Genomic DNA, 12,331 nt, shown 5'->3' on the forward strand with positions numbered 1-12,331 from the left:
GGCGGGCGGGGACATGAATGTCCCCGCCTTTTCGATCAGGGCATGGATGCCCTGTCGAAAAGCCCGGCCAGCCCTCAACGCACCCGGAGCAGCGAAGGCTGCGGAGGGCGCCGCGCAGGGGGCCCTTCTTCTTGGTTACTTCTTCTTGGGCAAGCAAGAAGAAGTAACTCGCTCTCCGGCAGGAGAGCGAAACCCTCGCCCTCCGGGCGAGACAAGGCCAGCGACCACGCCGCGACAACCGAGCCGTGCCGCCGCGGGACGACTCGCTACGCCCGCCCGTTCAAGCCTTCCCCGCCACCACATTCACACTCAACGCAATAATGAAAACATTGAAAAAAAACGCAATCACACTGTGCAACAACGCCACCCGCCGCAAATAGCGACTCGTAATCTGCACATCCGACACCTGAAACGTCATCCCGATCACGATCGAGAAATACGCGAAATCCCAGTAATCCGGCTCCGGCGTCTCCGGAAACTGCAAACCCTCGTGCTTCTTGCCGAAATCCCCGTAATAACCGTGCGCGTAATGCATCGCGAACATCGTGTTCATGAACAGCCACGACAACACGATGCTGCCCGCCGCCAGCACGATGGCGCCGGTGCCGCCCTTGCCGTGCAGCTCCGCACCCAGCGCCACCATCACCACGCCCGTCAGCACGATCGCGCTCCACAGGAACCCCCAGCGGCCCGTGTCCTGCGCGCGCGCCTGGCATCGCATTAGTTCCGGGGTCGCTCGGCTGAACAGCACGGCCAGCAGGCTCAGGTAGACCAGGGCGGCGAAGTCGAACGCCAGCAGCAAGCCCATCGAGGTGCCCACGCCGGAGCCATACAACGCGATGAGCGTCACCAGAAAGATGGCCATCGATCCCATCAGGCGCGGCCGCGCGCGCAGGTAATGGAAGCGACGGTGCGTCTTCGGCCGTCGCGTTCCGGCAGTGCTGTTCATCGCGATCCTCCTGGGTCGATGGCGACCACAGGCATCATAGCGATGCGCTCAGCTCGCGCGCAGATTCTCGTAATCGTGATGGCGGCGCATCCAGGCGTCGGCGTAAGAACACGCGGGCCGCACCTTCCAGCCCTGTTCGCGGGCGTAGTCCAGCGCGGCCTTGACCAGGGCGGAGGCGATGCCCCGCCCTTCCACCGGCGGCGGCACCTCGGTGTGCGTGATGGTCATGACGTTGCCCGACAGGGTGTAGTCGAGCAGGCACAGTTCCAGCTCCACCGCGGTGGAGAAACGCTGTTCGTTCGGCTGGTGCTTGATGTCGTAGCTCATCGGCGGTTACCGGCGGGTGGCGAAGAGACGCCAGCATAGGGCAGCGCGCGTGCCCCGCGCCGTGAACGGCACGTTCGCGTTCCCTGCATGCCGGGAGGCGCACGCTGTGCGTTCCACCACCACGGGAGCATCGCCATGAAACGCCGCGCATCCGCCCACTGGAGTGGCAACCTCAAGGACGGCAAGGGCCAGATTTCCACCGAAACCGGCGTGCTGCGCGATGCGCCCTATGGATTCCGCTCGCGCTTCGAGGACGGCCCGGGCACCAACCCGGAGGAGCTGATCGCCGCCGCGCATGCGGGCTGCTACACAATGGCCCTGGCGGCAGCGCTGGGCCAGGCCGGGTTTACCGCCGAACGGATCGAGACGAACGCCGTCGTCACCCTCGACAAGGACGGCGAAGGCTTTGCGATTACCGCAGTCACCCTCACCTGCCGGGCCAAGGTGCCGGTCATCGATACCGCCGCCTTCGACGGCATCGCGCAGGACACCAAGCGCAACTGTCCCGTGTCGAAGGTGCTCCGGGCGGACATCAGCCTGGACGCCGCGCTGGAAGGCTGACGCCGGCAAGTTGTCCTTCGATGGAAGGAACGAAGCGTTCCCGCTCCAGAGCGCATCGCTCAGCAACCCACCGCCTGGCGCCGCCGCGCCGCCGCGCCGGAGCCCGCGCGGCGCCGGCGTACGGCTTCGTCCAGCCGCTCCAGGACACTCACCGAGGCGTCCCAGTCGATGCAGCCGTCGGTGATGCTCTGGCCGTAGCGCAAGGGCTGGCCGGGGACCAGATCCTGGCGCCCACCCACCAGGTGGCTTTCCACCATGACGCCGATGATGCGGCGTTCGCCGTCCTCGATCTGGCCCGCGATATCGTCGATCACGCGCGGCTGGTTCTCCGGCTGCTTGGCGCTGTTGGCGTGACTGGCGTCCACCATCAGCCGCGGCGCGACGCCGGGCTTCGCGATCGCCTCGCAGGCCGCGTCGACGCTGCGCGCGTCGTAGTTCGGCTGGCGGCCGCCGCGCAGGATCACGTGGCAGTCTTCGTTGCCCAGGGTGCTGGCGATCGCCGTGCGGCCGTCCTTGGTCACGGCCATGAAATGATGCGGCTGCGATGCCGCCTGCACCGCGTCCACGGCGATCTTCACATTGCCGTCCGTGCCGTTCTTGAACCCCACCGGGCAGGACAGCCCCGAGGCGAGCTCGCGATGCACCTGGCTCTCCGTGGTGCGCGCGCCGATCGCGCCCCACGCCACTAGGTCGGCGATGTATTGCGGCGTGATCATGTCCAGGAATTCGCAACCGGCCGGCACGCCCAGCTCGTTGATGTCGCGCAGCAGGGTGCGCGCAAGGCGCAGGCCCTTGTCGATCCGGAAGCTGCCGTCCAGGTCGGGATCATTGATCAGCCCCTTCCAGCCCACCGTGGTGCGCGGCTTCTCGAAATATACCCGCATGACGATCTCCAGCGTGTCCGCGAAACGGCGCCGCTGTGCCACCAGCCGGCGCGCGTATTCCAACGCCGCGGTGGTGTCATGGATCGAACAAGGTCCGATCACCACCACCAGGCGGTCGTCCTGTCCGGCGAGGATGTCGTGCACGGCCGTGCGGGCATGCGCCACGGTGTCGAGAGCACGCTCGCCCGCGGCGCAGTCGTGCATGACCTCCGCGGGCGTGCTCAGCGGTGTGATGGCGCGGATGCGCAGGTCGTCGGTGTGGGGCACTGTCATGGCTCGGGGTTCCTGGTGGGGATCCAGCGGCGGCCATGAAAAAAGCCGCCAGTGGAAGGCTGGCGGCTTTTCGGGATGGTGATCGATGTTGCTGCTTACGATCGCGCCCCTTCCTCCGCCTGCGGCATCGGATAGCCGTAAAACCAAAAGTAATAGCGGGCGGAGGAAAGGTTCATGGGGCGTATGGATAACACAGCGGCCGGCGGATGCAAACCCCCGGGTGGCAAAAAAGTATCGGGAACACCTTCGGCGGAATTTGGACGTCCATACGCCTCGCGCCCCGGACATGGGATTAGCGCGGGCATGCCACTAGGCCGGCCGGCCTACAATGGCGCGCATGACCTCCCCCATGGAGCTGCTGACCCTGCCCGCCCGCGCCTCGATCCGGCGCTGGGTGCTCGGCGCCTTTCCCCGCCACGGCAGTGGCGGGCTCGACTACGACCAGCCCGTGGGCGATCCCGGCCTGTTCGGGCCGGACAGCGCCACCTGGCGCGTGCATTCGGACTTCCCCGGCATGCTCGCCGGCGGCCTCGCCGCCCTGATGCTGCAGACCCTGCATCCGCTGGCCCTGGCCGGCGTGTGGGACCACTCCAATTTCCGCGAGGATCTGGTCGGACGCCTGCGCCGCACCACCGCCTTCGTCGGCGGTACCACTTACGCACCCCGCGAAGCCGCGGAACGGCTCATCAGCCATGTCAGGCACATCCACGCCCAGGTGGTCGGCACGGCGGAAGACGGACGCCCCTACGCCGCGGACGATCCGGACCTGCTGACCTGGGTCCATGTCACCGAGGCGCACAGTTTCCTGCAGGGCTATCGCCGTTTCAGCGGCATCTCCATGCCGGCCGGCGCGGCGGACCGCTACTACGACGAGGTCCGCCGCGTGGCGGAAGCGCTGGGCGCCCGCGACGTGCCTGCGTCGGAGGCGCAAGTCGCCGCCTACTTCGAGCACGTGCGTCCCCAGTTGGAATATGGCGAACGCTCGCGCACGGTGCTGGCGATCCTTTCGCGCGTACGCCTGCCCGTGCCCGCCGCCGGCCTGTCGCGCGATCTGTTCCTGCAGGCCGGCGCTTCGCTGCTGCCGCCCTGGGCGGGGGTGCTGCTGGAACGCACGGCCTTGCAGAACGCCCAGGCCAGGCTCACGGCACGCACGCTGCGGACCTTGTCGCCGCTGTTCCGCGCCGCGCTGCGGGACGGCATCGCCAGCCGCGCCTGCCGCCGGGTCGGCATGCCGCCCGAGGCGCTGCACCGCTGGCTCTGATCAGGCGCCGGCCATCAACTCGTCGTAGCGCCGCTGCATTTCCTCGGCACTGACCTCCTCGATGGTGTGGCCGATCAGCCATTCATGGCCGAAGGGGTCTCGCACCATGCCGCCCCGCTCGCCGTAGAAGGCATCCGCTGGCGGGCGCACCAGCGTGCCTCCGGCCGCCACCGCGCGCGCGAGCAGCCGGTCGGCATTGTCCACGTGCAGATGCAGGGTGACGCTGGCGCCGCCCACGCTGCGCGGCCCGAGGATGCCGCACTCAGGGTATTCGTCGGACACCATGATCACGGCGGTGCCGAGCACCAGCTCGGCATGGCCGATCCGGCCCGTGCCCTTCTCGTCGAGCCGCAGCCGCACGTTCGCCCCGAAGACTTGCCGGTAATAGGCCAGCGCGGCTTCCGCGTCGTGCACGCGCAGATAGGGGAAAACTTCGTGGATGACGGGCAGTGCCTGGGTATCGTCGGCGGCGTGCATGGCGGGGCTCCGTGGTGGTCACGGCCGCCATGGTGCGCCGCCCCGCGCCGGCCGTCTTGAAGAAAATCCGCGGCCGCCCGCGCCAGGCCGCGAATTGACACGGCACCACGATCCGTTAACGTCGCCGCCACCACGTTCGTAGGGAAGCCCCGGTGGCGACGCTCATTCCGACCCGATCCAGCTGCCTGCCGCGGATGACCAGCGGCGAAAAGCGCTTCTCCGAGCGGCTGGAGCAGAAACTCGAAGACGACTACCTGCTGTGGTACGACGTGCCGATCGGCCCGCGCCAGCGCCACCCCGACTTCATCGTGTTCCATCCGCGCCGCGGCCTGCTGACGCTGGAAGTGAAGGACTGGAAGCCGGACACCATCCAGCAGGCCGACCCCACCCTGTTCACCCTGCTCACCGGCCGCGCCAGCGTGAAGGAGCACAACCCGCTGATGCAGGCACGCGACTGCGCCACCGAGGTGTACAAGGTGCTGCAGCACGACCCCGCGCTGCGCCATCCACCCGGGCATCCCTATGCGGGCAAACTGATCATGCCGTGGGGCTACGGCGTGGTGCTGTCCAACATCAGCCGCAAACAGTTCATCGCCGGCGGCCTGGATGCCGTGATCCCCTCGCACCTGGTGATCTGCCAGGACGAGATGTACGAATCGGTCGATTCGGAGACGTTCCAGGAACGGCTGTGGGCCATGTACCCGCAGATCTTCCCCACCGCGCTCACGCTGCCGCAGATCGATCGCGTGCGCTGGCACCTGTTCCCGGAAATCCGCGTGGAGCCGGGCTCCGGCCAGTTCGGCCTGTTCGACCAGGCGACCGGCGGCGCAGTCGCCAAGGTCGAGATTCCCGATCTGATCAAGGTGATGGATGCGCAGCAGGAACAGCTCGCGCGCTCGCTGGGCGACGAGCACCGCATCATTCATGGCGTGGCCGGTTCCGGCAAGACCATGATCCTCGGCTTCCGCGCGATGCATCTGGCGCGCGCGCTGAACAAGCCCATCCTGGTGCTCTGCTACAACAAGACGCTCGCCGCGCGCCTCGACCAGCTCATGGGCGAGCGCGGCCTGAGCGACAAGGTGCAGGTATACAACTTCCACAAGTGGTGCCGTGCGATGCTCACCGCGTACCACGTGCCGCTGCCGCCGGAGGGGCGCGGCTTCTTCGACGCGCTGCCGCCAGCGGTGATCGAAGGCGTGGACAAGGGACAGATCCCGCGCTTCCAGTACGGCGCCGTGCTGATCGACGAAGGCCACGACTTCGAGCCGGAGTGGTACAAGCTGATCGTGCAGATGATCGATCCGAGCACCAACTCGCTGCTGGTGCTGTACGACGACGCGCAGAACATCTACGGCAAGCCCGACCGCAAGCGCCTGAGCTGGAAGAGCCTGGGCGTGCAGGCGCAGGGCCGCACCACCATCCTCAAGCTCAACTACCGCAACACGCTGGAGATCCTCTCGGTGGCGCGCGGCTTCGCCAACGAATTGCTGCTGGGTCGCGACGAAGACGGCGACGACGGCGTGCCGCTGGTCGCGCCCGAAAGCGCCGGCCGCCGCGGCGCCTTGCCCGAGCTGATCCGCGTGGAGCGCACGGAGGACCAGCTGCCGGCGATCATCGATCGCCTGCGCGAGGAGCGCACGCTGGGCCGCCCGCTCGCGAACATGGCGGTGATTTTCCGCAACAAGTGGGAAGGCGAACGCTTGCACGAGGCGCTGCAGCGCGCGGAAATTCCCAGCACGCTCGCCGACGGCGACGGCAAGCGCACGCTGTTCGCGCCTGGCGAGGACACGGTCAAGCTGGTCACCATGCACTCGAGCAAGGGGCTGGAGTTTCCGCTGGTGATCATCCCGGGGCTGGGGTCGTTGCCGATGCCGGGCAAGGACGAGGCGGAGGAGGCGCGGCTGTTGTACGTGGCGATGACGCGCGCGACGGAGCGGCTGGTGATGATTCACCATGCGGATTCGACGTTCAGTGCGCGGATTCGTCATTCGATTAATGAGGTGCAGGCGCAGTTGGAGTGAAGGGCTTCGCGGTTGGCGTTGGGGTGTTGCTCGTTGTGACGTGACGTCATGGGGCGAGCCCGCGGACTCCAACGGACGCTGAGGGCCGCCTCGCACTCACCTACTCGTCATGCCGGCGCAGGCCGGACGGAGCGCGTAGTGCGGAGAACGCTTGGAGGGCGGCCCCGAAGGGGCGAGCGCAGCGAGTCACCCGGGGGCGACACGGCTCGGTTGTCGCGAGGTGGTCGCCAGCCGTGTCTCGCCCTCTCGGGCGAGGGTTTCGCTCTCCTGCCGGAGAGCGAGTTACTTCTTCTTGCTTGCCCATCCCCTCAAGGGGGACCACGAGAAGAAGTAACCAAGAAGAAGGGCCCCCTGCGCGGCGCCCTCCGCAGCCTACGCTGCTGCGGGTGCGTTGAGGGCTGGCCGGGCTTTTCGACAGGGCATCCTGCCCTGATCGAAAAGGCGGGGACATCCATGTCCCCGCCCGCCTTTGGCGGCCTGATCGTCCAGCCCTCACCGCCGCGAAGGGAACCCGGGAGATCAAGAGCGGCACGGAGCGTCGCTTCGCTCGCTCTTGTTTTTGTTTTTGCTTGCCTCGGTATTCACTTCTCCTTCTCCCCTTCGGGCGATCCGAAGGTAGTCCCCGTGGGAGAGAAGGTGGGATGAGGGGCGGGGCTCGCCGGAACCTGACCTACACGGCCCCTTCCCCCCACCGCCCCCCACGCCGATACTCACCCTTCACACCCGGCGGACCCGGATCATGACCGACCTCCTTTCGCCCGACGTCCTCGCTCCGCAGGCGCTCGATCACGCGCTCGCGCTTTCCTCCCGCTTCTATGTCCATCCGTCCGCACCGGCGCTCGATGCGCGCGCGGTCTTCGCGCGTAGCTGGCAGTTGGTTTGTCACCAATCGCAGCTGGCGGGTGTGGGGGATCATGTGGTCGCGGAGGTCGCGGGGCTGCCGTTGCTGGTCGTGCGTAGTGACGAGCGCAGCATCCGTGCCTTCCACAATGTCTGCCGCCATCGCGCCGGGCCGATCGCCAGTTGCGACGGCAAGGGGGCGAAAGCGTTGCGCTGCCGCTACCACGGTTGGACTTATGGCTTGGACGGCGTGCTGCGCGGGGCGCCGGAGATGGGGCGGACGCCGGATTTCGATCCGGCGGCGATCCGCCTGCCGGAAGTGCGCCTGCGCGTATGGCAGGGCCTCGTCTTCGTGGCCATCGGCGAGGCGCCGCCGTTCGAGCGCTTCGTCGATGGCATCGATCAGCGGCTTGGGGCTGGCCGCACACTGGGCGATTTCGAGTTTCACCACCATGTCGGCTACGACGTGGCCTGCAACTGGAAGGTGTACGTGGACAATTACCTGGAGGGTTACCACGTACCGCACATCCACCCGGGATTGAACAGCCTGCTCGACTATCGCAGCTACGTCACCGAAACCGCTGAGTGGTACTCCTACCAGTTCAGCCCGCTGGAAAGCGCCGGCGATCTCTACGGCAGCGGCGAGGCGCTGTACTACTTCCTCTATCCCAACACCATGCTCAACATCCTGCCCGGCCGCCTGCAGACCAATCGCGTGCTGCCGCTGAGCGTGGATCGTTGCCGCGTGGAGTTCGACTTCTACTACGCGCCGGATGCGAGCGAAGCCGCGCAGGCGCGGCGTGCCGCCGATATCGCTTTCAGCGACGAAGTGCAGGTCGAGGATGTGACCATCTGCGAGGACGTGCAGCGCGGGCTGGCCTCCGGCTCTTACGAAGCCGGACGGCTCAATCCCTTGCGTGAGAACGCGGTGCATCACTTCCACGAACTGCTGCGCCGCGCCTATCGCGACGCCTCGGCCGACGCCGGCGCATGACCCGGCCGGCCCGCATGCTGGGCCCATGGATGCTCACCGCACTGGTGGTGGGCAACATGATCGGCTCGGGCGTGTTCGTGTTGCCGGCATCGCTCGCGCCCTATGGAGCGGCGAGCCTGCTGGGCTGGGGATTCACGCTGGCCGGCGCGCTGCTGCTGGCGTTGGTGCACGCCTGGCTGGCGCAGATCGTGGCCAACCACGGCGGCGCATATGCCTATGCGCGGCTCGCCTTCGGCGACGCCGCGGGCTTCGTCGCCGCATGGAGTTACTGGACCTGCGTGTGGACCGCCAATGCGGCGATCGCCGTGGCGTTCGCCGGCAGCCTGGGCGCGATCTGGCCGGCCGCCGGCGCCGCACCCTGGCGCGGCACCGCGGCGGCGCTGGCCGCGCTGTGGCTCTGCACGGCGGTCAACGCGGCCGGCGTGCGCGAAGCCGGGCGCATGCAGCTGGCCACCACCGCCTTGAAGATCGTGCCCCTGATCGTCTTCGGCATAGCCGGACTCGCGCTGGTACACGGGAATGCGTACCGCCCCTTCAATCCCAGCGGCCAGTCCCTGGCCGCGGTGACCACCGCCACGGCCTCGCTCACCCTGTGGGCGTTTCTCGGCCTGGAGGCGGCGACGGTGCCCACCGGCGTGGTGCGCGATCCACTGCGCACGGTGCCGCGCGCCACCGTGGCGGGCATGTTGATCGCGGGCCTCGCTACCATGCTTGCCTGCACCGCTGTGATCGGCCTGTTGCCGCGCAGCGCCGCGCAGGCCTCCGCCGCACCGATGGCCGCCGCGGCCGCGCAGGCCTGGGGTCCGGCTGCCGGATGGGCGATGGGGCTGGTCGCGGCGGTGTCCTGCCTCGGCGCGCTCAACGGGTGGGTGCTGCTGCAGGGACAGACACCCTATGCCGCCGCGCAGGACGGCCTGTTTCCCGCGCCGTTCGCGCGCACCGACGCACGCGGCACACCCTGGTTCGGACTCCTGCTCAGCAGCGTGCTCGCCAGCGTCCTGATCGCCGCCAACGGCAGCAAGACGCTGGTGGCGCTGTTCACCCTGTCGATCTTGCTTTCGACGGCCGCGACCCTGCTCCCCTACGTGCTCACCGTGCTGGCGTGGTGGCGCATCGAACGGACGGCCGGCATCGCGCGGCGCGCGGTGGCGGCGCTGGCGCTGGCATACAGCCTGTGGGCGCTGGTCGGCACCGGGGCCGAGGCGCTGCTGTGGGGCGGCGTGCTGTTGCTGCTCGGGCTGCCCGTGTTCCTGTGGCAGCGCCGGCGCGCCATGGCCAAAGGCATCTCGCCGGAAACCTGACGGCGGTCGCTTGCGTCGAGCCGGCTTCGGGCGTCACAGTGCGCCGGCTGGTTCGCCGGCCCGTCGATTCACGGCCTGGGAGTAACGCGATGAAACGCCTCCTGCAGTACGTGCTCGCCTTTTTCGCCGCCCTTGCCCTGCCCGCCTTTGCGGCCGATGGCTACGTGACCGGCAACGTGAACCTGCGCGCCGGACCGGACATCCAGTATCCGGTGGTCACCGTCGTGCCGATCGGCAGTCCCGTGTCGATTCAAGGCTGCACCGAAGGCTGGGAATGGTGCGACGTCGTCGCCCTGGGCGCGCGCGGCTGGGTTTCCGGTACCTACGTCCAGTACACCTACCAGGACCGGCCCGTGATCGTGCGCGACTACGGCGCGCGCATCGGCATTCCGGTCATCACCTTCGTGATCGGCAGCTACTGGGGCAGCTATTACAGCGACCGCCCGTTCTACCGCCATCGCGATTACTGGTATCACCGCCCCATCCACCGGCCTCCGCCGCGCCCGATCGTCCGCCCGCCGCCGCCCCGCCCCATCGTCCGTCCCCCGCCGCGCCCCCACCCCGGCTGGAACGGAGGACACCGTCCGGGACCCGGCCCGGGTACGCGGCCGCCTGGCCCCGGTAACGGCCCGGGTCCGGGCAACGGCCCACGCCCGAAGCCCCAGCCACGTCCCGCACCCACTACGCAGGGAAGCGGCAACTGAGCGCCCCCCGTCGCGGCTCGGCCCGCGCCCGTTCCGACCGGGGACCTGCCGGCCCAGGTGCCGGTCGCGCCTCGTCATTTTGTGACCAAGCGCAAACACCTGATCTCGCGCATTCAGGTAAGCGCGCACAAAGGGGCGCGTATGTCACTGTTTTTATAGCCAATTCAGCGGCGCCCGCCATGGCATAGCTTTTGCCACTCCATGCAGCGAAAGACCGGGCCGGAAGCAGGCACAGGCCCGGAACCGATTCCATCGCAAGCGAACCACGTTCCACTCCGGCGCCACGCTGGCAGGGGCAGGTAGTCCTCGTGCCGTCGCCGCCCATCACGGAAGCCGCCATGAGCACGCATGCCCAAGACTGGTCCAAGTATCCGGCACCGCTGCCGCCGATCGCGCCATCGCCCAGCGTGGCGGCCGACGCCGAGCGTCATCGCCGCTACTACCTCTCGGTACGCATGAAGTTCGCCTTCACCGTGGCGACGGCGCTCGCCTGGTCGATCGTGTCGTACCTTTTGGCGCGCCGCTGGGTGCATGACCTGGCCGCGGTGGAAGGCAACTTCCTGGCGATGCTGATGATCTTCGGCATCGCGATCCTGCCGGGCTTCATGAACGCCTTCCTGGTCGCTGGCCTGCTGTTCGACCGCCGGCCGAAGCGGCGCCCGATTCCGGACGCCGAACTGCCCGGCATCACCGTGCTCGTGGCCGCCTACAACGAGGAAGAGTCGATCCTCTCCACGCTGTCGAGCATCGATAAGCAGCACTACGGCGGCACGCTGGAAGTCATCGTCATCAACGACGGTTCCACCGACGGCACCATGGACAAGCTCCGTACCGTGCGCTACCCGTGGCTGCACGTGATCGACCTGAAGTGCAACGGCGGCAAGGCCAACGCGCTCAATGTCGGGCTGCGCCACGCCACGCAGCCGCTGACCATCACGCTGGACGCGGATTCGTATCTCTATCGCCACGCGCTGCGCCGCCTGGTCGAGCGCTATCTGAGCGATCCGCCGAACACCGCCGCGGTGGCGGGTGCCGTGCTGGTGCGCAACTCGCGCCTGAATCTGATCACGCGCATGCAGGAGTGGGATTACTTCCACGGCATCGCCGCGGTGAAGCGCCTGCAGAGCCTGTTCCAGGGCACGCTGGTGGCGCAGGGCGCGTTCTCGCTCTATCGCACCGACATCCTCCGCCAGGTCGGCGGCTGGCCGGAATGCGTGGGCGAAGACATCGTGCTGACCTGGGCGATCCTGCGCCTGGGCCATCGCGTGGGCTACTGCGAGGACGCGGTGACCTTCACCAACGCGCCCACCACCTTCCACCAGTTCATCCGCCAGCGCCAGCGCTGGTCGCGCGGCCTGATCGAAGCGTTCAAGACGCATTGGGAACTGCTGTTCCAGCGCCGCATGAGCACGCTCTTCATCTGGTGGAACCTGCTGTTCCCGTACATGGACCTGGTCTACACGCTGGTCTTCATCCCGGGCCTGATCCTGGCCTGCTTCGGCATCTACTGGCTGGCCGGGCCGATGACCTTGCTGGTGCTGCCGATGGCCGGCCTGGTCAATTACCTGATGTTCTTCATCCAGTCGCGCATGTTCCGCGCGCAAGGACTGAAGGTGCGTCACAACCCGCTGGGGCTGCTGGTCTATACGCTCTTCTACGGCATCGTGCTGCAGCCCGGCTGCGTGCTGGGCTACGCCGCCGAGCTGCTGAGGATGCGCAAGCGCTGGGGAACGAAATGA

Annotated in this window: 11 protein-coding genes; 7 read left to right on the plus strand and 4 right to left on the minus strand. The window is 67.8% G+C overall.

Going from position 1 to position 12,331, the window contains the following annotated elements; genetic code table 11:
* Positions 1 to 280: 280 nt before the first annotated feature.
* Together RKE25_RS15645 and RKE25_RS15650 are read right to left on the minus strand one after the other, a co-directional pair.
* Positions 281 to 949: a DUF1345 domain-containing protein gene (locus RKE25_RS15645; RefSeq protein WP_311839021.1), complete on the minus strand. Its 669-nt coding sequence runs from the start codon at positions 947 to 949 to the stop codon at positions 281 to 283.
* 48 nt (positions 950 to 997) lie between these two features.
* On the minus strand, positions 998 to 1,276 hold the full coding sequence (locus tag RKE25_RS15650; protein WP_311839022.1) for a GNAT family N-acetyltransferase: 279 nt from the start codon (positions 1,274 to 1,276) through the stop codon (positions 998 to 1,000).
* 129 nt (positions 1,277 to 1,405) lie between these two features.
* Here RKE25_RS15650 and RKE25_RS15655 point away from each other — a divergent pair, with 129 nt between their 5' ends.
* The gene (locus RKE25_RS15655; RefSeq protein WP_311842409.1) at positions 1,406 to 1,837 is read left to right on the plus strand and encodes an OsmC family protein; all 432 of its coding nucleotides are present in this window, start codon (positions 1,406 to 1,408) and stop codon (positions 1,835 to 1,837) included.
* A 59-nt stretch (positions 1,838 to 1,896) separates the two neighbouring features.
* On the opposite strand, the gene RKE25_RS15660 is transcribed toward RKE25_RS15655, so the two are convergent.
* Positions 1,897 to 2,994, minus strand: coding sequence for a 3-deoxy-7-phosphoheptulonate synthase (locus tag RKE25_RS15660; protein ID WP_311839023.1), 1,098 nt, complete (start codon positions 2,992 to 2,994; stop codon positions 1,897 to 1,899).
* A 337-nt stretch (positions 2,995 to 3,331) separates the two neighbouring features.
* Here RKE25_RS15660 and RKE25_RS15665 point away from each other — a divergent pair, with 337 nt between their 5' ends.
* Complete coding sequence (locus tag RKE25_RS15665; protein WP_311839024.1) at positions 3,332 to 4,255, plus strand: oxygenase MpaB family protein; 924 nt, start codon at positions 3,332 to 3,334, stop codon at positions 4,253 to 4,255.
* Here the strand turns inward: RKE25_RS15665 and RKE25_RS15670 are convergent, their stop codons facing one another.
* Positions 4,256 to 4,732, minus strand: a complete 477-nt coding sequence (locus RKE25_RS15670; RefSeq protein ID WP_311839025.1) for a VOC family protein — start codon at positions 4,730 to 4,732, stop codon at positions 4,256 to 4,258.
* Between the two features lie 152 nt (positions 4,733 to 4,884).
* Between RKE25_RS15670 and RKE25_RS15675 the strand changes: the two genes are divergently transcribed.
* The 5 genes from RKE25_RS15675 to RKE25_RS15695 all read left to right on the plus strand — a co-directional run bounded on the left by RKE25_RS15675 (position 4,885) and on the right by RKE25_RS15695 (position 12,331).
* Positions 4,885 to 6,753 (plus strand): 3'-5' exonuclease, encoded by a 1,869-nt coding sequence (locus tag RKE25_RS15675; RefSeq protein ID WP_311839026.1) that lies wholly within the window; start codon positions 4,885 to 4,887, stop codon positions 6,751 to 6,753.
* Positions 6,754 to 7,492: 739 nt separating this feature from the next.
* Complete coding sequence (locus tag RKE25_RS15680; RefSeq protein WP_311839027.1) at positions 7,493 to 8,587, plus strand: aromatic ring-hydroxylating dioxygenase subunit alpha; 1,095 nt, start codon at positions 7,493 to 7,495, stop codon at positions 8,585 to 8,587.
* Complete coding sequence (locus tag RKE25_RS15685; protein ID WP_311839028.1) at positions 8,584 to 9,888, plus strand: amino acid permease; 1,305 nt, start codon at positions 8,584 to 8,586, stop codon at positions 9,886 to 9,888. Before RKE25_RS15680 ends, RKE25_RS15685 begins: the two co-directional genes overlap by 4 nt.
* An 89-nt stretch (positions 9,889 to 9,977) precedes the next feature.
* Positions 9,978 to 10,592, plus strand: coding sequence for an SH3 domain-containing protein (locus RKE25_RS15690; protein WP_311839029.1), 615 nt, complete (start codon positions 9,978 to 9,980; stop codon positions 10,590 to 10,592).
* A gap of 338 nt (positions 10,593 to 10,930) precedes the next feature.
* Complete coding sequence (locus RKE25_RS15695) at positions 10,931 to 12,331, plus strand: glycosyltransferase (RefSeq protein WP_311839030.1); 1,401 nt, start codon at positions 10,931 to 10,933, stop codon at positions 12,329 to 12,331.

Origin of the sequence: Dyella sp. BiH032, from assembly GCF_031954525.1 — a bacterium.
Classification (GTDB): Bacteria; Pseudomonadota; Gammaproteobacteria; order Xanthomonadales; family Rhodanobacteraceae; genus Dyella_D.